Raw genomic sequence first — 20,374 nt, forward strand, 5'->3', positions numbered from 1 at the left:
CCGACATTTGCGCGACCTCGACGGGCCGGGCTGGCACCTCGACCGTGGCCGGTTCGACGACTGGCTGCGCCGGGTGGCGGTCTCCCGTGGCGCCGCCCTGCTGGTCCCGGCCCGGCCGCTGTCGGTGGACAGGACAGGGGAGGGCTGGCTGCTGGAGGTGGAGACCGCCGGCCGCCGCATTCCCGTCCGCGCCCGCCTGCTGGTCGATGCCGGCGGGCGCGGTTCGCCGCTGGCGAAGCGGTTCGGCGCCCGGCGAACGGTGTCGGACCGGCTGGTCTGCGGCTGGCTGCACGGGCGCGACGCCCCCGGCCGCCAATCCGGCCTGACCTGGATCGAGGCGGAACCGGACGGCTGGTGGTACAGCGCCCCGTTGCCCGCCGGGCGCCGGGTGGTCGCCTTCCACACCGACGCTGACCTCGATGCCGCGGCCGATGCCCGCGACGCCGGATCGCTGCTGCGCCGCCTGTCCAGCTGCACCGTTCTCGCCGACTCTTTGCGCGCCTGCGGCTTCGAACCGGACGGGCAGGGGGAGGGGCAAGGGGAGGGGCAAGGGGAGGGGAGGAGCGGTTTCTGCGCTGCCCACAGCAGCAGCCTGTCTCCCACCTGCGGCGACGGTTGGCTGGCGGTCGGCGACGCCGCGCTCGGCTTCGACCCGCTGTCGTCCCAGGGCATCTTCAACGCGCTCTACACCGGCCTTGCCGCCGCGGAAGCCGCCGACCGCCACCTGTCCGGCGATCCAGACGCGCTATCGGGCTATGCCGCCGGCCTCACGCCGATCCATGACGCCTACCGCGCCCATCTGCGCGCCTGGTACGGTCTGGAACGCCGCTGGCAAGATCGTCCCTTCTGGCGCCGACGCCTCTCAATCCCCTTCTCCCCGGGGTGAGAAGAAATGTGGGACGTCCCACATCACCACCCCTGACGTCCGCCCCCAAGCTCCCGCACCAGATCGACCAGCGCCCGCAGCCCCGGCGGCAGATGGCGCCGGCCTGAATAGTAAAGGCACAATCCGGGAAACGGCTGAGTCCACTCCTCCAGCACGCGCAGCAACCGCCCGGCGGCGATGTCGTCGGCAACGTGCCATTCCGCAAGATAGCCCACCCCCATCCCCGCCCGCACCGCGTCGAGCATCAGATCGGGATCGTCCAGGATCAGCGGCCCGCTGCCATCGATGGCAACCGTCTCGCCATGCCGCTCGAACTCCCAGCGATAGAGGGCGCCGCTCGGCAGGCGGCTGCGGATGCAGCGGTGCCCGGCAAGGTCGGCAGGGGTGGCCGGCAGGGACCGGCCGGCGAAATACCCCGGCGTGCCGACGACCGCAAAGCACAGCTCGGGGCCGAGCGGGATGGCGATCATGTCCTGCGGTACCTGGTCCGCAAGCCGGACCCCGGCGTCGAAGCCCTCCAGCACAATGTCGATCAGCTTCCCCTCGGTGACGATGTCCACCGTCATGTCGGGATAGCGGCGCAGATACTCCAGGATGACCGGCTTCATGATCATCCGCGCCGCACCGGCCGAGCTGTTGATGCGCAGCGTTCCCGCAGGTGCGGCACGATGGTCGGACAGCCGGTCGATGGCGGCCTGGATGTCGCGCAGGGCAGGGGCGGTGTCGACGACGAACTGCTCCCCCGCCCGGGTCAGCGCGACGCTGCGCGTCGTCCGGTGGAACAGCCGAACCCCCAGCCGCTCCTCCAACGCCGCGATGGCGTGGCTGAGCGCCGAGCGCGACATCCCCAACTCGGCAGCCGCGGCCCGGAAGCCGCGATGGCGGGCGACCGCCTGCACAGCCTCCAGTTCCGCCAGTCCCGTGAGTGACATTGTCCCGATCCGTTCACCGATTCATGCGGGATTGTCCACCTTATCACTCGGCAGCCCTTGTGCCACCTGAATGGCCAGCCGCCCTATGGCGCATTCGGGAGACCCGTCATGCAAGAGATCGACACCATCTATATCGACGGCGGCTTCGTCACCCCGCATGGGACGGAGCTGTTCGACCTGCACAACCCGGCGACCGGCGCCGTCACCGGCCGCGTGCGGCTTGCCGACGAGGAGGACGCACGGGCGGCCATCGCCGCCGCCAAGCGGGCCTTCCCCGCCTTCTCCCGGACCGGCAAGGCGGAGCGCATCGCCATGCTGCACCGGCTGGGCGATGCCGTCGCAGCCCGGCGCGACGATCTGCTCGACGCCGTGATCGATGAATATGGCGCCCCAGCCTCACGCGCCGCCTTCATGGTCGATTATCCGGTGAATTCCTTCCGTGAAGCCGCCGACCTGCTGGCCGACTATCCGTTCGTCCGGCGGATGGGCTCGGCCGACGTCAGCATGGAGCCGCTCGGCGTCGCCGGGCTGATCACGCCGTGGAACAGCAATGCCGGCTTCATCTGCGGCAAGCTCGCCACCGCCATCGCCGCCGGCTGCACCGCGGTGATCAAGCCCAGCGAGATGAGCGCCCGCCAGACACAGATCGTCACCGAGGCGCTGCATTCGGCGGGCCTGCCGCCCGGCCTGTTCAACATCGTGACCGGTCGCGGCGACCGGGTGGGGGCGGCGATCTCCAGCCATCCGGACGTTGCCAAGATCTCCTTCACCGGCTCCACCGCCACCGGCAAGGCGATCCTGCGCGCGGCGGCCGACACGCTGAAGCGGGTGACGCTGGAGTTGGGCGGCAAGTCGCCGACGATCATCCTCGACGACGCCGACCTGTCCCAGGCGATCCCGCTGGCGGTCAACGCCGCCTTCATGAACAGCGGTCAGGCCTGCATCGCCGGATCCCGCCTGCTGGCTCCGCGCAGCCGCCTCGCCGAGATCGAGGCGCTGGCCAAGACGGCGGTCGAGGCGGTGCAGGCCGGCGATCCGCGCGATCCGGCAACCGCCGTCGGCCCGATGGTCAGCCGGACCCAGTGGGACCGGGTGCAGCGTTACATCCGCATCGGAATGGAGGAGGGCGCCGTCCTGCTGGCCGGCGGCCCAGGCCGTCCGGACGGACAACCGGAGTTTTCCGGGGGCTGGTTCGTGCGCCCGACCCTGTTCACCGGCGTCCGCAACGACATGACCATCGCGCGGGAGGAGATTTTCGGCCCGGTCCTCTCCATCATCCCCTATGAGGATGAGGAGGAGGCGGTCGCCATCGCCAACGACACCGTCTACGGCCTGCAGGCCTATGTGCTGACGGCCGACACCGTCCGTGCCCGCCGCGTGGCGGAGCGCATCGTCGCCGGCCGCGTGCTGATCAACAGCCTGGCCCACGACCCGAAGGCACCCTTCGGCGGCTTCAAGCAATCCGGCATCGGCCGCGAATATGGCAGCTTCGGCCTCGACGCCTTCCTGGAGCCAAAGTCGCTGCTGGGGGAGGGCGTTTAGGCGCCCCCCTCCAGAATGGCGTCGATCTCCGCCCGCAGCCGCAGCAACCGGCCGCGGTTGTCGGGGTCGAGGAAGCGGCGCTGTTCCCGCACAACGGCGACGTCGCGCAGGATGCGTTTCACGCTGGCCTGCAAGGCCCGCACCGCCTCCTTCGCGTCCGGTTCGTGAGACGCATCCGGCGGCGGTGCGTCGTCCACGGCAGCGCCATTGGCATGCTCGCGCTTGGCCTGCCGCACCGCCTTCACGCTGGCGCCTTCCTTGGCGCGCTCCCACAGCCGGCCCTGCAGTTCGGCCGGAGCGGCGGCGATCTCGATCATCACGGAGCGGGAGACATTGGCGAACTGCGTCGCATACTCCTCCCGAATCTCCACCGGCAGGCCCATGATCGCCAGCAGCTTGGTCACGTCGGTGCGGTCGCGCCCGACCACAGCGGCCAGCTCGTCATGGGTATAACCGTGCTTGTCGATCAGCCGGGCCAGCGCCGCCGCATATTCCACCGCATTCAGGTCGACGCGCTGGACATTGTCGATCAGACCGATCTCGTCTGGATCGCCGGAGGTCAGGATGGCGAAGATCGTCTTGCGGTCCAGCATCTCGTGCGCGCGCACGCGGCGCTCGCCACCGATCAGCAGATACTCGCCCTGGGGCAGGGGGCGGACCAGGATGGGGTTCTGCAAGCCATGCCGCTCGATGGAGGAGGCGAGGCTGCGCAGCTCCGCCTCATCGAAATGGCGGCGGGGCTGGTCGGGGTTGCGGCGGACGTGGGCGAGGTCCAGTTCCACCACATGCGGGAAGCCGGCCGAGGTGCCGAACAGCCGGTCGCTGCCCACCGTCAACCCGCCGGCCACCACGCCGGCCGGCTCCGCCGCGCCGCCCAACAGCTCGCGGGTCTTGCGTTCGAACTTACGCGACATGCGGCATCTCCCGGTTCTGGGCATAGGCGCGGATCTGGCGCGCCACCTCGCGGAAGGTCTCGGCCCCCGGCGCCTTGGGATCGCCGGCCAGCGTGATCATGCCGGCCGCCGCCGCCTTGCCATAGACGGTGGCGCGCGGGATGGGATCGAAGACCGGCACCTGGCTGGCGTAGGATTCCATCAGCTCCTGCAAGGTCGCGCGGTCCTGGGTCAGCCGGTCGTTGTACATGGTCGGGATGATGCCGGCGATGCGCAGGCCTGGATTCACCCGGCGGCGGATGCGGCCGATGGTGTCGACCAGCCGCTTGACGCCCAGCAGGGCCAGCGCCTCCGTCTGCACCGGCACCACCACCAGCTCCGCCGCCGACAGCGCGTTGGCGGTCACCAGCCCCAGGTTGGGGGCGCAGTCCATCACCACGAAATCATAGGCGTGGCGCACCTCGTCCAGCTTCTCCCGCAGGATCAGCCCGCCGGTGGAATCCGCCGCCAGCTCCACATCGGCATCGGCCAGCGACAGCCCGGCCGGCGCCAGATCCAGCCCGCGCTCCGCCGTCGGCATGATGACCGAGGTCAGCGGCTCTTCCGAGCGCAGCACATAATAGAGTGTCTTGCGCTGCTGCTCCAAGGCGACGATGGCGGCGTTGCCGATGCCGACATGGACGGTGGCGTTGCTTTGGGAATCGCAGTCGATCAGCAGCACCCGCGCCCCGCCCTCGGTCAGGGCATAGGCGAGGTTGACGGCGGTGGCGGTCTTGCCGACACCGCCCTTCTGGTTGGCAACGGCAAGATAGGTGGCGGAACGCGGCCGTTCGTCCGCCTTGTGGCGGGTCAGGAAATCGACGAGCTGCTGCGGGATGCGTTCCGCCCCGCTTTCCCAGCGGCTGATCCGCGCCTTGGTATAGCTGCGGCCGAGCTGCCCGTTCAGCCATTCGGCGAACTGGGTCTGGTTCTCGCCGCGGCGCTCGCGCAACTGGCGCATCTCGTCGCCCCCGCCACCCATGGACAGCACTCCCGTCATTTCCCTTGGACTCCGCCCCCCGTCGGCGGTCGCGCGGAGTCTGAGCAAGTTGCCGGAACTTTGTCAATGGACCCTGTGCGGAGTTGCAACAACAAGCCGACCGATCGGTCAGCCTGGCTCAGGTCTGCCCAGCCGGTCCCGATGCTCTCCCGCCCGCACCTCGGTGAAGACGCGGCGGATTTCCGGGAAGCGCTCCTTCACCCGGCGCTCGATGCGGGCCAGCGCCTGTTCCACCTGTCCGGCGCTGACCTCGTCCCGCACATCCAGGCTGAGCGTGACGATCACCACCTTGGGGCCGAGATGGATGGTCAACACCTCGTTCACATGGTCGACCGCCTCCTCCTCCCGCACCAGCATCCGCACCCCATGCACCAGATCGGGTCGGGCGGACTCGCCGATCAGCAGGCTCTTGGTCTCATAGGCGAGGAAACCGGCGGTGGCGGCCAGCACCAGCCCGATCAGGACCGACCCGACACCATCATAGACGGGCTGGTCCAGCAACAGATCGGCCGACAGGCAGGTCGCGGCGATGATCAGACCGACCAGGGCGGCGGAATCCTCGAACAGAACGATGAAGACGGTCGGGTCCTTGCTGGCATGGACGGTCTCGAACAGGCCGGCCTCGCCGCGGTCGGCGTTGAAGGCGCGCAACGCCACCACCCAGCTGATCGCCTCCATCACAAAGGCGACGCCCAGCACGACGAAGTTGATCCAGGCCTGCTCCACCGGTTGCGGGTGCAGGATCTTCTCCACACCTTCATAGATGGAGACCACGGCACCGCCGGCGAAGATCACCAGCGCCACGACGAAGGTCCAGAAGTAAAGCTCGCGCGCGTAGCCGAAGGGGTGGCGCTCGTCGGGCGGCTTCCGCGACCGCTTCAGCCCGACCAGCATCAGCGCCTCGTTCCCGGTATCGACCAGGGAATGCACCGCCTCGCTCAGCATCGACGCGCTGCCGGTGATCAGCGCCGCGCCGAACTTGGTGACGGTGATCGCCAGATTGGCCGCGACGGCGGCGATGACGACCTTCCCCGACTCCTCGTCTCCGGCATCCCCGGCCGAAGCCAACTCCGGCGATACCGCCGCCGCGTCCCGCGCCATGTCGCCCCCCGAACCGGTCCGACCCTAGGGCAAGACAACTCCGCCACGGCCGGCCTGTTCCATGGCCGCCGGATTCCTGAACCTTGGTGACGCCCCGATGATCGCAGGACGGGAGGCAGGGCCGGTCGCGGCTTGAACTTTGGTGACGCTCCCAGCCGGATCGACTCGGCATGACTCCTGAACTTTGGTGACGCTCGCTGCGTCCAGGGTTTGAACTTTGGTGACGCGCCGCGTCCCGAATCGACTCGACGAGGCGTTTGAACTTTGGTGACGCCTGGGCTGTGCAGACTGGCGACGGATGGCGGGGAAAGCCTCCGGTTATCTCGACCGTTATTCCTGCAAAGATAAAAATGTCGCTGTATCAGTACCTTAATGAAGATTCTTCCTCTCCCGACCCTGGCGAGGAATGGGTGAGGGGGCAAAGCAGGAATCCCAAGCCACAAGATTGCTTGGATCAGCTCTCACCCTCCCCACTTTCGTGGATCCCCTCCCTCTCCCGGGGCTGGAGAAGGAATTTACCCCCTGGAATCCTTGAACTTTGGTGACGCTCCAACATCCTTGCCGCCCGACTCCAGCCCCGAATCGACCGGCCCGGCGTCACCAAGGTTCAAGCGAACAGCCATTCCGCCACCGCGATTCGTCCACAAGTCCCCGGTTATTCCCCATGAACTCTGGTGACGCCATCCTTGAACTGTGGTGACGCGACTCGGACTTATCCCCTGAACCTTGGTGACGAATCTAATAGTTGGTTCCAAATAGGTTCCAAATAGCCTGCGTCACCAAGGTTCAAATTGCCTTCAGCCCGATCCGGGGTGTTGTATCTGGCAGGTTCGGTCATCGGCCCGTCACAGGATGGTCACGGCGGCCAAGAGCCGGAGACGGGTTTGGAGAGGCGGGCATGGGCAGCATTCATCGTTTGATCGAGACTCACGGACGCGACGGCGCGCTGGCCCTCGTTTCGGACGAGGAACGGCCGCTGATCGACATCGCCGCCGCGGTCCAAGCCGCGGAAAACGGCAAGCTCGGCATAACCTATGCCGGATTCTGCCAGACGGCACTGCCCCACCGCCAGCTTCCCGACGACCAGCATTGGGAACGGCCCGGCCACAAGGTAAAACTGGTTATCCAACCCGGTGTGATCGAAGATCGCAATGGCGTCACCCGCCGAATCGGCGTTCCCTATGGCAGCCGTGCCCGCATGATTCTGCTTTATCTGCAGACCCGCGCCATCCAGACCGGGAATCCGGAGGTCGAACTGGGCGGATCCATGCATGATTGGCTGAAGCGCATGGACATTCCAATCTGCGGCAAGGCCTATCGCGACGTCGAAGATCAGGCGGCCCGCCTCTCCGCCTGCCATCTGACCTTCTTCACCGACGCCGACGGCGGACGGCGTCAGAGCAAGGAATCGATCGTCGCCGACGCCATCCAGCTGCGGCGGCCCGATGACCGCCAGGGAACCCTGTTCACCGAGACGGTGCGGCTGAGCGACAGCTTCTTCAAGGCCCTGCGCGAACACCCGGTTCCGGTGGCCGAAGAGGCGCTGAAGGCGATCAGCGGCAAGTCGATGGCGCTCGACGTCTATATCTGGCTGGCCTACCGCCTGCATTCGCTGGACAAGCCGACGCCGATCACCTGGGCAGCCCTGCACGGCCAGTTCGGTGCCGGCTATGCCCTGGTCCGCCAGTTCAAAACCAAGTTCATCCCGAACCTGAAATACGCCATGGCCGCCTATCCGGACGCGCGCGTCGAGGAAGCGGCCGAAGGGCTGATCCTCCACCCGTCCCGTCCGCCGATCAACGAGCGGGTGATGGCACGCATCGCCTGATGCATCCCCGAATCCGGCCGCTGAACTTTGGTGACTCCAACCTTTTCGATTCCTGAACTTTGGTGACGCTCCACCGGTAACGGCTACGGCACGGGTCGGGACGGTGGACGCGAAAAGCGCTCGACCGTCAGATCGACCAGAGCCCGCAACCGCGCCAGCCGGCGGAGATCCCGGTGGTAGCCGATCCAGACATCGCGTCCGGGTAGAGGTTCGCCAAGGTCGACGATCCGCAACCTGTCCAGCGCATCGCCGATCGGACGCGGCAGAACAGCCAGCCCGGCACCGAAGGCGGCCATGGCGGCCTGAACGTCGCGGTTGTTGCTGCGAAACGTGATGCGGGCGTTCGGAAGCATCTTCTGCAGCCACGCCACATCCGGCATGCCGCCGAAGGCAGCGTCCATGGTGACCAGCGCGCAGCCGGTGCCGTCGCCGGCAACTGGAATCCGACCCCCCTCGGTCCCGTAAAGCGCATAATCGATGCGAGTCAGCTTGCGCTGCACCACCTCCGGCTCATCGAAGGGACGGATGCGGAACACCAGGTCGGCCTCACGCCGGGACAGGCTCAGCAACCGTGATTCGGTCAGCAATTCCACCGTCACTCCGGGGTGACGGGTCGTGAACTCGTGGATGACCGGCGTCAGCATGTGAAGACCGAACCAGTCGGAGGACGACAGCCGCAGGCTGCCCTCCAGCCGTCCGCCTTGCCCAGCCAATTCGCGCTCCAGCGCAAGGCTTTCCTCCTCCATGCGCTCGGCATGGCGCAGCACGGCGGCCCCCTCGTCGGTCAGCACGAAGCCGTCTCCGGTCCGCTGGAACAGGGTATGGCCCACCGCCTGCTCCAGCGCGCGCAGACGGCGCCCCATGGTCGGCTGGCTCTGTCCGATCCGCCGTGCTGCCGCACCGAGCGTGCCCTCGCGGGCAATCGCCAGGAAAATCCGAAGGTCGCTCCACTCCATGCCGCATCATACAGAAATGAATGGAATGTGAACAGCATCGTTGTTTTTCAAACATCTGCGTTAGGGCCATCCTCTTACCCAGTCACCCCGATGCTTCCCCAACGAGGATCAAGGCCATGTCACAGACGCTGAACAACACGATGCGGGCGCTGGTGCTGGAGGCGTATGGCGCCCCGTTCCGGCTGACCGATGTCCCGCGGCCGGTGGCCGGTCCCGGCCAGGTGCTGGTCCGCATCGCCGCCAGCGGCGTCAATCCGCTGGACACCAAAATCCGCAGCGGTGCCGCGGCCCATGCGAAGCATCCGTTGCCCGCCATCCTCGGCATCGATCTGGCGGGCGAGATCGTCGCCGTCGGTCCCGGTGTCACCGCCTTCAAGCCCGGCGATCAGGTCTATGGCATGACCGGTGGCGTCGGCGGGCACCAGGGCTCGCTGGCGGAATACGCCGCCGTCCAGGCCGACCTGCTCGCGCACAAGCCGGCGAACCTGACGATGCGGGAGGCCGCGGCACTGCCGCTGATCACCATCACCGCCTGGGAAGGTCTGGTCGACCGCGCCGAAATCCAATCCGGCCAGACGGTCCTGGTCCAAGGCGGCGCCGGCGGCGTGGGCCATATCGCGGTCCAGATCGCCCGCGCCTTCGGTGCGACCGTCTGGGCCACGGTGTCGGCGGAGAAGAGGGCGGTCGTCGAGCAGCTGGGAGCCATCGCCATCGATTACCGGACAGAGACGGTCGAGGCCTATGTCGCCCGCCACACCAAGGGCCGCGGCTTCGATCTGGTCTATGACACCGCCGGCGGGCCGGTGCTCGACGCCTCGTTCCAGGCGGTGCGGCGTTTCGGCCATGTGGTCAGCTGCCTGGGCTGGGGGACGCATGCACTGGCGCCGCTTTCGTTCCGTGCGGCGACCTATTCGGGCGTCTTCACCCTTCTGCCCCTGCTGACGGGAGAGGGACTGGCGCATCACGGAGAAATCCTGCGCCACGCCACCGCCCTGGTCGAAGCCGGCAAGCTGCTGCCCCGTCTCGATCCACGGCGCTTCCCGCTGGACCGGATCGACGATGCGCACACCGCCGTGTCCGATGGCAGTGCCGACGGCAAGATCGTCGTCGACATTGCACCCTGAACGCACGAACCGCCGTCACCAGAGTTCAAACGCGCCGGCTGGCGACCGGGACGGCGAAGGGAGGCCGCCCCGGTCCTCGACCCGCTACGCCCGCCCGGCTGTCACGTCACGCAGGTAGCCACGCGGCAGGGCGTCGCCCAGCCCGTCGACTCCGGTCTGCACCGCACGCGCCAGGGCAGTGCGGGCCAGCACCACCAGCAGGTCGGTCTGGGTGATCATCCCCAGTACCCGGCGGTTCTGGTCGACGATCACCACGTCATGGGTCCGGCCGTCGGACAGCCGGCCGAGCAGGCGGAAGACCGGCGTGTCGGGAAGCTCGGTCGCCGCCGGCACCATCACGGAAGCGACCCGCGCCCCGTGATGGAGCGCGTCGCCATGCGACAGCTGCTCGTGCCCGACGATGCCGACCACCATGGTCTGCCCATCCACCACCGGCAGGGTGCGGAAGCCATGCTCCAGCAACCGGGCGCGGGCCAGCTGCGGGTGGGTGTCCGGCGTGACGGTGACGAGGTCGCGCGACATGATCTCCCGGCAGGTGATGTTGGCATGCAGCCGCTCCAGCGCGTGCAGCTCGGCATTGACCAGCAGGGCGCCGAGGTCGTCGCGGCTGACGTCCAGCGTCTCGGCCAGCGTGCGCAGCGCGACGTCCACGTCGCCCTGGGTCAGGCCGGGGCGCAGCTGCGGCGGCGGATCGCCGGTGCGGTGGCTGTTGACCGCCTTGTGCGGATAGCGGTGGCCGGACAGCCGGTGGAACATCAGCCCGGCGGTCAGCAGCAGGATGGAGTTCACCGCGACGGGGAAGAAGGCGAACTTGATGCCCATCTCGGTCACCGCCGGCCCACCCAGAACCGCGGTCAGCGCGGCGGCACCACCGGGCGGATGCAGGCAGCGGGTCAGCGACATGGTGGCGATGGCCAGCGCCACCGCGGCGGCTCCGGCCAGCATCGGGTCGGGGATGACGGCGGCGACCAGCACCCCGACGATGGCCGACAGCGTATTGCCGCCGACGATCGACCAGGGTTGGGCCAGCGGGCTGGCCGGCACGGCGAACAACAGAACCGCCGACGCCCCCATCGGTGCGACCAGCACCGGCGCGCTGGACATGAAGGCCAACATGTTGCGGCAGAGCAGCCCGGTCGCCGCGATGCCCAGCAGCGCGCCGCAGCAGGCGATCATGCGGTCGCGCAGCGTGGCGCCGGGCAGGATCGGCCGGAACATCATCTCACCCAACCCCGCCAAACGGTCCTGCAAGGCGGCAAGCTTTCCCCTGGTCATACGGTCCCCATCCCCGGTCTGAAAATCTGAACACCCAATTGGCACCTTGCCCATTCCGCCGGCAAAGTCGGGGCAGGCTAAAACCTCAACAGAACTTGAGGTCAAGCGGAAAAGCCGCCAGATTGGCGGGACGAAGGGGTGCAGGAAAGGGGAGGGGCCGGGATGTTGTCGCCGGAGGACTATGACAAGGAGCTGACGGTGGGGGAGGTGGCGCGGCGGTCCGGCGTGGCGGTCTCGACCATCCATTTCTACGAGGCGCAGGGGCTGATCAAGAGCTGGCGCAACCCCGGCAACCAGCGCCGCTTCTCCCGCGACGTGCTGCGGCGGGTGGCGGTGATCAAGGTGGCGCAGCGGCTGGGCATCTCGCTCGCCTCCATCGCCGACGCGCTGAACGCCCTGCCGGAGGACCGCACCCCGACCACCGCCGACTGGCGCCGCATGTCGGAGCGCTGGCGCGTGGAGCTGGACGACCGCATCGCCAAGCTGACCAAGCTGCGCGACAATCTGGACGGCTGCATCGGCTGCGGCTGTCTGTCGATCCGCGACTGCCCGCTGCGCAATCCATGGGACGAGCTTGGCGACGGCGGTGCCGGCCCGCGGCTGCTAGACCCCGCCTGATGCCTCCTGCCTGACAGCCCTGCAATCCCCGATGAAAATAAGTGATGCGGACGGCGCGGCGATGGTTCATGGAAACGGCCTTCGCAAGACCCATCCGTCGCCTCAGGGGATCCACAGGGTGATCGTCGTCAATCCGCTGCCAGAAAGCCGTTCCGCCGCACTCCTTCGCCGGCTGCCCATTCGCCGGTTGGCCGCCTGCCTGTTGCTCGCCGCCGCGGTCCTGCTCTCCCCCCCGGCTTTCGCGCTGACCCAGCCGGACACGGCGGCTCGGCAGGCCTATCTGGTCGATCTTTCCAGCGGCGCCGTGCTGCTGGACAAGAACGGGACGACCCGCATGGCGCCGTCCTCGATGACCAAGATGATGACGGCCTACCTGACCTACGATGCGCTGGTCCATGGCCGGACGACGCTCGACACCAGCTTCCCGGTCAGCCAGACCGCCTGGAAGATGGGCGGCTCGCGCATGTTCCTGAAGCTGGGCAGCACGGTGCGGGTGGAGGATCTGCTGCGCGGCCTGCTGATCGACAGCGGCAACGACGCCGCCGTGGCCCTTGCCGAAGGGCTGGCCGGCAGCGAATCCGCCTTCGCCTCGATGATGAACGCCAAGGCGCGCGCGCTGGGGATGGCCGACAGCCACTTCATGAACGCCAGCGGCTGGCCGGATCCGGAGCACTACACCACCGCCCGCGATCTGGCGATCCTCGCCGGCCACCTGATCCGCGACTTCCCGCAATTCTACCATTACGAGTCGGAGCGGAACTTCACCTGGAACGGCATCCGCCAGGGCAACCGCAATCCGCTGCTCTACCACCCCGTCAGCGTCGATGGCATCAAGACCGGCCACACCGAGGTCGGCGGCTATGGCCTGACCGCGTCGGGCGAGCGCAACGGCCGCCGTCTGGTGCTGGTGGTCAACGGCCTGCCCAGCCCGCAGGCCCGCAACGACGAGCCGACCCGGCTGCTCGACTGGGCCTGGAACAGCTTCAAGCTCTACCCCCTGCTGCACAAGGGCGAACTGGTCGAACAGGCGCCGGTGTGGATGGGGGCGGAGGACAGCGTGCCGGTCACGGTCGCCGACGACGTGACCGTGACCATGGCCCCGGCCGACCGCAACAGCCTGCACGTCGTCGCCACCCTGGCCGAGCCGCTGCCGAGCCCGGTCCATCGCGGCGACGTCGTCGGCCAGCTGCGCATCGACTATGACGGGGCCGTCCGCCGGACGGTCGATCTGGTCGCCGGCGCCGACGTTCCGGCCTCCAGCGGCTTGACCGCGCTCGGCCAGCGGCTGGGACATCTGCTGCCGTGAGTGTAATCTCCCTCTCCCCGCTTTCGGCGGACCGGAGGTCCGCCTGTCGCGTCAGCGCAAACGAAGTTTGCGCGTGAGCGGGGGAGAGGGGATTGGACTTTCCCCCGCTCAATCGACCTTCAGCGTGATGGTGCCCATGGTGCCGTAGCGGGCGACCGAGCGGCTGCCCGGCTCGACGAAGATTGTGCCGGTGCAGGATCCGGTGGTCACCACCTCGCCGGCATGCAGGCCGCCGAAGCTGCGGGCGCCGATATTGGCCATCCACACCAGCAGGCGGACCGGATCGCCGGCGCTGTTGCCGCCGACGACATCGACCTTGGTCTCGCCGTCGATCTCCAGCGTCACCGTTTCCTTGACCGGGTCGAGCGCGCGCCAATCGGCGATGGCCGGGCCGACGATCAGGGCGCCGTGGTTGAACTGGTCGGCCATGTGGCTCAACCGGTCCTGGCTGCCGAAACCGGCGAAGCGGGTGTCGACGATCTCCCAGGCCGGATGGACAGAGGCGACGGCATCAAGCACCTCTTCCCGGCTGTAGGGCTGCTCGCGCACCGGCAGGTCGCGGGCGAAGCGGTAGGCGATCTCCGCCTCCACCCCGATGACCTGGAACAGATTGGCCGGCAGGTGGTCGGTGCCCTCGAAGACGGTGGCGGCGTTGATCGGCGCGCGGAACGGCTCGGCGTCGGGCCTGGCGGCGCCGACCTTCCAGGCGGTGACGGGACCGAGGCGGCGGGCGACGGCGTCCTGGATCTCGTAGGCCTCCGCTTCGGTGGCGGGGCGGTTGTCCAGCCCGGTCAGCCACTGGCGGGTCTCGCGTGCCGCGATCAGGGCCTCGACGGTATCGGTCATGAGAAATCTCTGTTGTGAAGGGAAGAGGGAGGGGAACCGCAGGACTGGCGGACCACCAGCCGGCTCGGCAGGATGATCCGTTCGGGCGGGCCTTGCGGATCGGCGATTCGGCGCAGCAGCAGCCGGGCAGCGTCCTGCCCGATCTGCCTTGCTGAGGTGGCGACGGTGGTCAGCGCCGGCCGGCTGAGCGCCGCTTCCGGCACGTCGTCGAAGCCGGTGACGGCCAGATCGCGCCCGGCCCTGAGACCGCGCGCCTCCAACCCCAGCATCAGCCCGAGCGCCACCACGTCGTTGTAGCACAGGGCCGCCGTCGGCGGCTGCGGCCGATTCAGCAGATCATCAGCGATCTCAGCACCCGACCGCCGGGTCAGCGGGCAGCGCAGCACCAGATCGTCGGCCAGCCCGTGCCGCCGCATCGCCACGGTGAAGCCAGCATGGCGGGCGGCATAGGCGGAATGGTCCAAGATGCCGCCGACGAAGGCGATCCGCCGGTGACCCAGCGAAACGAGATGGTCGGTCACCGTTTCCATGCCGGCCTGATAATCCACCCCGGCATAATCCCGGCCCTGGTCGGAAACATCGCCATCCGAAACGAAGCGCAGGGCCTGCACGCAGGGCAGCCGCCAGCGGTCCAGCCGGTCGAGCAGCTCGCCCTGCGTGCCGGCGGCGGGGCAGAGGATCACCCCGTCGACATTGTGTTCCCGCATCCGCTGCAGGAAGCGGTCCTGGCGCTCCGGCTGCTCGGCGGTGTTGGCGATGAAGGCGACGAAGCCCTCGGTGTCCAGCACATCGTCCACCCCCGCCGTCAGCTCGGCATAGAAGGGGTTGTTCAGCTCGCAGACCAGCAGCCCGACCGTCTGGGTGCGGGCGGCGCGCAGGGTGGCGGCGCCGCGGTTGTAGATATAGCCGAGCGCCGCCATGGCGGCCTGGACCCGCTCCCGCGTTTCCGCCGCAACCAGCGGACTGCCGCGCAGCACCAGCGACACGGTCGAGCGCGACACCCCGGCTTGGCCGGCGACCTCCGTCAGGGTGACGGTTCCCGCCCTTCGACCATCGGGCTTGCTGCTATCGCGCGGCTTGGCCACGGCGGCGCTGCCTCACACCACGGCGGTCGGCAGCGGCCGGCCGGCGAAGAAGGCCTCCAGATTGTCCAGCACCAGCTGGCCCATCGCCTTCCGCGTCTCCACGGTGGCGCTGGCCTGATGGGGCTGGAGCACGACATTGTCGAGGCCGTAGAAGCCCTCCGGCACGTTCGGCTCGTCGGCGAAGACGTCCAGCCCGGCGCCGCCGATCCGGCCCTCGGTCAGGGCCGCCAGCAGCTCCGGTTCGTCCACCACGCTGCCGCGGGCGACATTGACCAGCAGCCCCTCCTGTCCCAGCGCGTCCAGCACGGCGCGGCCGACCATGTTGCGGGCGTCTGCCCCGGCCGAGGCGGCCACCACCAGAATGTCGCTCTCCCGCGCCAGATCGACCGGCGAGGCGACGAAGCGGTAGGACACGCCGTCGCGCGGCTTGCGGTTGGTATAGGCGATGCTCATGCCGAAGGCTTCGGCGCGCTTGGCGATGGCCTCGCCGATGCGGCCCAGGCCCAGAACCCCCAGCTTCTTGCCGCTGACCTTGCGGGCGAGCGGCAGCTTGCCCTTCGGCCATTGACCGGCGCGGACGAAGCGGTCGCCCACCATCATCCGGCGCGAGGCGGCGATCATCAGCCCGATGGCGAGATCGGCCACATCGTCGGTCAGCACGTCCGGGGTGTTGCTGACGCGCACGCCGCGGCCGCGGCAATGCTCCAGATCGACCGCGTCGGTGCCGACGCCGTTGATGGCGACGATCCCGAGATTGGGCAGGGCATCGACCACCGTGTTCTTCACGCCGGTGCCGCCGCCGGTGACGACGGCGCGCACCCGGTCGCCGACCTCGGCGATCAGCCGGTCGCGATCCGGGGCGACAGACAGGCGGTGGACGGTGTAGGCCGTGTCCAGACCCTGCTCAATGGCAGGCATCATCGGTTCGACCAGCAGGATTTCGGGCTTCATCTCAACTCGTCCTCGGCAATTCGTCTTTGATGGAACAGAGAATCCTCAATGGGCCAGGATCTGGCCGAGGAAGCTCCGCGTCCGCTCCGATTTCGGGGCGGTGAAGAATTCCTCCGGTGTGTTCTGCTCGACGATCTCGCCGCGGTCCATGAAGATCACGCGGTGGGCGACCGATTTGGCGAAGCCCATCTCGTGCGTCACGCACAGCATGGTCATGCCGTCCTCGGCCAGTCCGATCATGGTGTCCAGCACCTCCTTGACCATTTCGGGGTCCAGCGCTGAGGTCGGCTCGTCGAACAGCATCACCTTCGGGTTCATGCACAGCGACCGGGCAATGGCGACGCGCTGCTGCTGGCCGCCCGACAGCTGGCCCGGATATTTGTCGGCCTGTTCGGGGATGCGCACCCGCTCAAGATAGCGCATCGCAGTGGCCTTCGCCTCGGCCTTGCTGGTGCCGCGCACCTTCAACGGCGCCAACATGCAGTTCTCCAGCACGGTCAGGTGCGGGAACAGGTTGAAGCTCTGGAACACCATGCCGACCTCCCGCCGGACCAGGTCGAGCTGGCGGTGGTGCGGGCCGAGTTCGACGCCGTTGACGGTGATCCGGCCCTTCTGGTGGCGCTCCAGCTGATTGATGCAGCGGATCAGGGTCGATTTGCCCGAACCCGACGGGCCGCAGATGACGATGCGCTCGCCCCGGTGGACCTCCAGGTCGATGTCCTTCAGCACCTGGAAGCGATCGTACCATTTCTGGACGCCTTCCATGCGGATGACGACATCCGCGCTCATCGCAGGTGCTTTGCCGCCGCGCGTCGGCTCAGACGCCACTGCCATGGTCGTACCCTCCACCGGGGATTGCGCTTTGCCTGATTTACGACTTGCTGGCGGTGACCGCCGCCGGCAGGTCGGTGCCCAGCCACTTCTGGTGGATGGCGTTCAGCTCGCCATTCTTCTTGACGGTGTCAAGGAAGCCGTTGACCCAGCCCAGCAGCTTGTCCTGGCCCTGGCGCAATGCCACGCCCTGCACCTGGCTCTTCAGCACGAACTTCATCTCGTAATTGGCCTGCGGCGCCATCGTCTTGATCTGCTGCGCCACCACGTTGCTGACACCCAGCGCATCGACCTGACCGGACAGCAGGGCCTGCACGGCGCTGGCGTCGTCGTCGAAGCGCATGATGCGGGCATCCTTCGGCGCCACCGCGGTCAGCGACTGGTCTTGCGTGCTGGCGCGGGCGACGCCGACGCTCTTGCCCGACAGATCCTCGGCCTTCGCGACCGGCGACTTCTGCGGGGCGAGCAGCCCGATCTCGATGGCGGCATAGGGTTCGGAGAAGGCGACCTGTTTGGCCCGTTCCGGCGTGATGCCGAGCGAAGCGACCAGCACGTCGACCTTGCCGGTCAGCAGGTAGGGGATGCGGTTCGGCCCGGTCACCGGCACGATGTCCACCGGCACGCCCATATGCTTGGCCATCAGCTTGGCGACGTCGGCGTCATAGCCGTCCGGCTTGCCGTCGCTGCTGGTGATGCCGAAGGGCGGAAAATCGACCAGCATGCCGATGGTCAGCTTGCCCTTGCCCTTGATGTCCTCGACGCTCTGGGCGTTCGCCGTGGCGCTCAGGCCAACTGCGGCGGTCAGCAGGGCGCCGGCGACGACGAGGCGGCGGGTGGCGGTGAAGGCCATGGGTGTTTCCTCCGGATGTTTATTGAGGGTTCAACGGGATGGCGCGGCGTAGCGGGCTTCAAGACGCTGGCTCAGCAGCGACAGCGGCCAGCACAGCGCGAAATAGATCGCGGCGACGATGCCGAAGACTAGGAAGGGCTGGAAGGTGGCGTTGTTGACGATCTGGCCGGCGCGGGTCAGCTCGACGAAGCCGATGATGGCGGCCAGCGAGGTGCCCTTGATCACCTGCACCAGATAGCCGACGGTCGGCGGCACCGCGACCTTCACCGCCTGCGGCAGGATCACGTAGCGCATCAGCCCGGGATAGCGCAGGCCGAGAGACGAAGCCGCCTCCCACTGGCCGCGCGGCACCGACTGGATGCAGCCGCGCCAGATCTCGCCCAGGAAGGCACTGGTGTTCAGCGTCAGACCGACCGCCGCGGCGACCCAGGGACTCATGTCGATGCCGATCACGGTGGCGCCGAAGAAGACCAGGAACAACTGCATCAGCAGCGGCGTGCCCTGGAAGATCTGGATATAGCCGGTCGAGAGCCAACGCAGCGGCTTCACGTCCGAGGTGCGGCCCAGCGCCACGACCAGCCCGACGATGCCGCCGCCGATGAAGGCGATGACCGACAGCAGCAGCGTCCATTGCACGGCGCTGAGCAGGAACAGGAATTCGTTGTACCCGAAGGCGCGGATCATGGGATGGCCTCCTTCAGCGCCGATCGATGGTGTAGGCGAAGGCCAGCCGGTAGATGCCGGCGAACAGGGCCGAGAACATCAGCGCCAGCACCAGATAGATGCCGGTCACGACGATGTAGATCTCGAAACTGCGGAAGGTCTGCGACTGGATGTTGTTGGCGACCGAGGTCAGCTCGTCGGCGGAGATGGCGGACACCACGCTGGAACTCAGCATCAGCAGGATGAACTGGCTGGTCAGCGCCGGATAGACCGTGCGCAGCGCCGGCTTCAGGATGATGTGGCGGAACACCTGCAATGGCCTGAGGCCCAGCGCCAGCCCTGCTTCGATCTGGCCCTTGTGGATGGATTCGATGCCGGCGCGGATGATCTCGGTGGCATAGGCGCCGACATTGACGACCATCGCGATCAGCGCCGCCACGTCCGGCGACAGCCGGAGCCCGACGGTCGGCAACCCGAAGAAGATCAGGAAGATCTGCACCAGGAAGGGCGTGTTGCGGATGACCTCGATATAGGCGTTGATCAGCCAGCGCACCGGCTTCGGTCCGGAGGTCTTGCCCAGCGCGCAGAGGATGGCGATCACCAGACCGATGGCCATGGCGCCGAACGACAGCCTGACGGTCAACCAAGCCCCGTCCAGCAAATAGTCCCAGGACGCGAACACCGCGTCGAATTGAAAATCGTAGGTCACGGGCGTTCCTCCGCACCCGCGTCGCGCCGCCCCTCAGGGGCTTGGCGTCGCACGGATTGCCTTTGTCCGCTCAGGGGGCGTCGTCCGGGACAAGACGCCCGAACCGCGGGATGCTTCCCTGCACTCCAGCTGTTCGCCACGGTAATTGGATCGATCCAATAGCGCAATGGGAAATGAGAGGAGAAATGATAATTCGCATATCTGATATTTGAGGGCGCCCTGCGTGTGCGGAAACCTTCCGGCTGCATGCGGCGTTTCACCGGAACGCCGTCTGTGACAATCAGCCTTTGGGAGCCCGCATGATCGCAGCAGAAAGCGCCGGTGCCGTCAGCAGCCTCGTGCCCGCGCGGATGGACCGGCTGCCCTGGGCGCGCTTCCACTGGATGGTGGTGGTCGGGCTGGGTGTCAGCTGGATCCTCGACGGCATCGAGATCCAGCTGATCTCAGCCTCCGGCTATAAGGACAGCCTCGGCATGTCGAGCGCCGAGGTCGGGCTGGCGGGAACCATCTATCTGATCGGTCAGGTGGTGGGGGCGCTGGTCTTCGGCCGGCTGACCGACCGCTGGGGGCGGAAACGGCTGTTCATCGCCACGCTGGCGCTCTACCTGATCGCGTCCGGCATCGCCGGTTTCGCCTGGACGCCTTGGTTTCTCTATGTCTGGCGCTTTATCGCCGGGATGGGCATCGGCGGCGAATATGCCGCCGTCAACTCGGCCATCGACGAGCTGATCCCGGCGCGCTTCCGCGGCCGGGTCGACATCGCCGTCAACGGCACTTACTGGGCCGGCGCGATGATCGGCGCGGTCGGCAGCGTCTTCCTGCTCGACCATTCGCTGGTGCCGGAGAACATCGGCTGGCGCATCGCCTTCTTCATCGGCCCTCTCTTGGGCCTGATCATCATCCAGCTGCGCCGGCACATTCCGGAAAGCCCGCGCTGGA

At 67.7% G+C, this 20,374-nt stretch carries 20 protein-coding genes; 7 read left to right on the forward strand and 13 right to left on the reverse strand.

What is annotated here, in order from left to right; genetic code table 11:
- A partial coding sequence (locus I71_RS01255; RefSeq protein ID WP_042689108.1) for an NAD(P)/FAD-dependent oxidoreductase occupies positions 1-886 on the forward strand: 886 nt, incomplete at its 5' end.
- 23 nt (positions 887-909) lie between these two features.
- On the opposite strand, the gene I71_RS01260 is transcribed toward I71_RS01255, so the two are convergent.
- Positions 910-1,818 (reverse strand): LysR family transcriptional regulator, encoded by a 909-nt coding sequence (locus tag I71_RS01260; protein WP_042689077.1) that lies wholly within the window; start codon positions 1,816-1,818, stop codon positions 910-912.
- Between the two features lie 108 nt (positions 1,819-1,926).
- Between I71_RS01260 and I71_RS01265 the strand changes: the two genes are divergently transcribed.
- Positions 1,927-3,360 carry an aldehyde dehydrogenase family protein gene (locus I71_RS01265; RefSeq protein ID WP_042689079.1) on the forward strand — a complete coding sequence of 478 codons (1,434 nt, stop codon included), beginning with the start codon at positions 1,927-1,929 and terminating at the stop codon, positions 3,358-3,360.
- On the opposite strand, the gene I71_RS01270 is transcribed toward I71_RS01265, so the two are convergent.
- The 3 genes from I71_RS01270 to I71_RS01280 all read right to left on the reverse strand — a co-directional run bounded on the left by I71_RS01270 (position 3,357) and on the right by I71_RS01280 (position 6,393).
- The gene (locus I71_RS01270; RefSeq protein WP_049975855.1) at positions 3,357-4,274 is read right to left on the reverse strand and encodes a ParB/RepB/Spo0J family partition protein; all 918 of its coding nucleotides are present in this window, start codon (positions 4,272-4,274) and stop codon (positions 3,357-3,359) included. The two genes, I71_RS01265 and I71_RS01270, sit on opposite strands and share 4 nt — an antisense overlap.
- Entirely contained in the window at positions 4,264-5,274 is a 1,011-nt protein-coding gene (locus I71_RS01275) for an AAA family ATPase (RefSeq protein WP_375731158.1), read from the reverse strand. Before I71_RS01275 ends, I71_RS01270 begins: the two co-directional genes overlap by 11 nt.
- Positions 5,275-5,400: 126 nt before the next feature.
- Positions 5,401-6,393: a cation diffusion facilitator family transporter gene (locus I71_RS01280; RefSeq protein WP_083896902.1), complete on the reverse strand. Its 993-nt coding sequence runs from the start codon at positions 6,391-6,393 to the stop codon at positions 5,401-5,403.
- An 898-nt stretch (positions 6,394-7,291) separates the two neighbouring features.
- Here I71_RS01280 and I71_RS01285 point away from each other — a divergent pair.
- Positions 7,292-8,221, forward strand: coding sequence for a replication protein RepA (locus tag I71_RS01285; RefSeq protein ID WP_042689083.1), 930 nt, complete (start codon positions 7,292-7,294; stop codon positions 8,219-8,221).
- An 83-nt stretch (positions 8,222-8,304) separates the two neighbouring features.
- Here the strand turns inward: I71_RS01285 and I71_RS01290 are convergent, their stop codons facing one another.
- Positions 8,305-9,177, reverse strand: a complete 873-nt coding sequence (locus I71_RS01290; RefSeq protein WP_042689086.1) for a LysR family transcriptional regulator — start codon at positions 9,175-9,177, stop codon at positions 8,305-8,307.
- Positions 9,178-9,293: 116 nt separating this feature from the next.
- Here I71_RS01290 and I71_RS01295 point away from each other — a divergent pair, with 116 nt between their 5' ends.
- Positions 9,294-10,301, forward strand: a complete 1,008-nt coding sequence (locus tag I71_RS01295) for a zinc-dependent alcohol dehydrogenase family protein (RefSeq protein WP_244433550.1) — start codon at positions 9,294-9,296, stop codon at positions 10,299-10,301.
- 84 nt (positions 10,302-10,385) lie between these two features.
- On the opposite strand, the gene I71_RS01300 is transcribed toward I71_RS01295, so the two are convergent.
- Positions 10,386-11,576, reverse strand: a complete 1,191-nt coding sequence (locus tag I71_RS01300) for an HPP family protein (protein ID WP_085940665.1) — start codon at positions 11,574-11,576, stop codon at positions 10,386-10,388.
- Positions 11,577-11,738: 162 nt separating this feature from the next.
- On the opposite strand from I71_RS01300, the gene soxR reads away from it, so the two are divergent.
- Both soxR and I71_RS01310 read left to right on the forward strand, forming a co-directional pair.
- On the forward strand, positions 11,739-12,194 hold the full coding sequence (gene soxR / locus I71_RS01305) for a redox-sensitive transcriptional activator SoxR (protein WP_042689088.1): 456 nt from the start codon (positions 11,739-11,741) through the stop codon (positions 12,192-12,194).
- Between the two features lie 118 nt (positions 12,195-12,312).
- A complete protein-coding gene (locus I71_RS01310) occupies positions 12,313-13,500 on the forward strand; it encodes a D-alanyl-D-alanine carboxypeptidase family protein (RefSeq protein WP_159107330.1) in 1,188 nt (395 codons plus the stop codon).
- Positions 13,501-13,608: 108 nt separating this feature from the next.
- Here I71_RS01310 and I71_RS01315 read toward each other — a convergent pair whose 3' ends face one another.
- From I71_RS01315 to I71_RS01345, 7 genes are all read right to left on the reverse strand, one after another.
- Positions 13,609-14,346 carry a 2-keto-4-pentenoate hydratase gene (locus I71_RS01315; protein ID WP_042689091.1) on the reverse strand — a complete coding sequence of 246 codons (738 nt, stop codon included), beginning with the start codon at positions 14,344-14,346 and terminating at the stop codon, positions 13,609-13,611.
- Complete coding sequence (locus I71_RS01320) at positions 14,343-15,431, reverse strand: LacI family DNA-binding transcriptional regulator (RefSeq protein ID WP_042689094.1); 1,089 nt, start codon at positions 15,429-15,431, stop codon at positions 14,343-14,345. The genes I71_RS01315 and I71_RS01320 overlap by 4 nt, the downstream gene beginning before the upstream one ends.
- Before the next feature lie 12 nt (positions 15,432-15,443).
- Positions 15,444-16,382: a 2-hydroxyacid dehydrogenase gene (locus I71_RS01325; protein ID WP_042689097.1), complete on the reverse strand. Its 939-nt coding sequence runs from the start codon at positions 16,380-16,382 to the stop codon at positions 15,444-15,446.
- A gap of 45 nt (positions 16,383-16,427) precedes the next feature.
- Entirely contained in the window at positions 16,428-17,171 is a 744-nt protein-coding gene (locus I71_RS01330; RefSeq protein ID WP_042689099.1) for an amino acid ABC transporter ATP-binding protein, read from the reverse strand.
- Positions 17,172-17,253: 82 nt separating this feature from the next.
- Complete coding sequence (locus I71_RS01335) at positions 17,254-18,063, reverse strand: transporter substrate-binding domain-containing protein (protein WP_042689102.1); 810 nt, start codon at positions 18,061-18,063, stop codon at positions 17,254-17,256.
- A 30-nt stretch (positions 18,064-18,093) separates the two neighbouring features.
- Positions 18,094-18,747, reverse strand: a complete 654-nt coding sequence (locus I71_RS01340; protein WP_085940666.1) for an amino acid ABC transporter permease — start codon at positions 18,745-18,747, stop codon at positions 18,094-18,096.
- 13 nt (positions 18,748-18,760) lie between these two features.
- The gene (locus I71_RS01345; RefSeq protein WP_042689104.1) at positions 18,761-19,435 is read right to left on the reverse strand and encodes an amino acid ABC transporter permease; all 675 of its coding nucleotides are present in this window, start codon (positions 19,433-19,435) and stop codon (positions 18,761-18,763) included.
- A gap of 299 nt (positions 19,436-19,734) precedes the next feature.
- Here I71_RS01345 and I71_RS01350 point away from each other — a divergent pair.
- The coding region (locus I71_RS01350; protein ID WP_042689106.1) for an MFS transporter at positions 19,735-20,374 on the forward strand (640 nt) is incomplete at its 3' end.

The organism is Azospirillum sp. B506, assembly GCF_000333595.1.
Taxonomy (GTDB): Bacteria; Pseudomonadota; Alphaproteobacteria; order Azospirillales; family Azospirillaceae; genus Azospirillum.

Excerpts from the sequence above, each read along its gene's own strand:
- I71_RS01325 (WP_042689097.1), bottom strand. The coding sequence starts at position 16,382 with ATGAAGCCCGAAATCCTGCTGGTCGAACCGATGATGCCTGCCATTGAG.
- soxR (WP_042689088.1), top strand. The coding sequence starts at position 11,739 with ATGTTGTCGCCGGAGGACTATGACAAGGAGCTGACGGTGGGGGAGGTG.
- I71_RS01265 (WP_042689079.1), top strand. The coding sequence starts at position 1,927 with ATGCAAGAGATCGACACCATCTATATCGACGGCGGCTTCGTCACCCCG.
- I71_RS01275 (WP_375731158.1), bottom strand. The coding sequence starts at position 5,274 with ATGGGTGGCGGGGGCGACGAGATGCGCCAGTTGCGCGAGCGCCGCGGC.
- I71_RS01290 (WP_042689086.1), bottom strand. The coding sequence starts at position 9,177 with ATGGAGTGGAGCGACCTTCGGATTTTCCTGGCGATTGCCCGCGAGGGC.
- I71_RS01330 (WP_042689099.1), bottom strand. The coding sequence starts at position 17,171 with ATGAGCGCGGATGTCGTCATCCGCATGGAAGGCGTCCAGAAATGGTAC.
- I71_RS01315 (WP_042689091.1), bottom strand. The coding sequence starts at position 14,346 with ATGACCGATACCGTCGAGGCCCTGATCGCGGCACGCGAGACCCGCCAG.
- I71_RS01270 (WP_049975855.1), bottom strand. The coding sequence starts at position 4,274 with ATGTCGCGTAAGTTCGAACGCAAGACCCGCGAGCTGTTGGGCGGCGCG.
- I71_RS01335 (WP_042689102.1), bottom strand. The coding sequence starts at position 18,063 with ATGGCCTTCACCGCCACCCGCCGCCTCGTCGTCGCCGGCGCCCTGCTG.
- I71_RS01260 (WP_042689077.1), bottom strand. The coding sequence starts at position 1,818 with ATGTCACTCACGGGACTGGCGGAACTGGAGGCTGTGCAGGCGGTCGCC.
- I71_RS01280 (WP_083896902.1), bottom strand. The coding sequence starts at position 6,393 with ATGGCGCGGGACGCGGCGGCGGTATCGCCGGAGTTGGCTTCGGCCGGG.
- I71_RS01340 (WP_085940666.1), bottom strand. The coding sequence starts at position 18,747 with ATGATCCGCGCCTTCGGGTACAACGAATTCCTGTTCCTGCTCAGCGCC.
- I71_RS01285 (WP_042689083.1), top strand. The coding sequence starts at position 7,292 with ATGGGCAGCATTCATCGTTTGATCGAGACTCACGGACGCGACGGCGCG.
- I71_RS01300 (WP_085940665.1), bottom strand. The coding sequence starts at position 11,576 with ATGACCAGGGGAAAGCTTGCCGCCTTGCAGGACCGTTTGGCGGGGTTG.
- I71_RS01295 (WP_244433550.1), top strand. The coding sequence starts at position 9,294 with ATGTCACAGACGCTGAACAACACGATGCGGGCGCTGGTGCTGGAGGCG.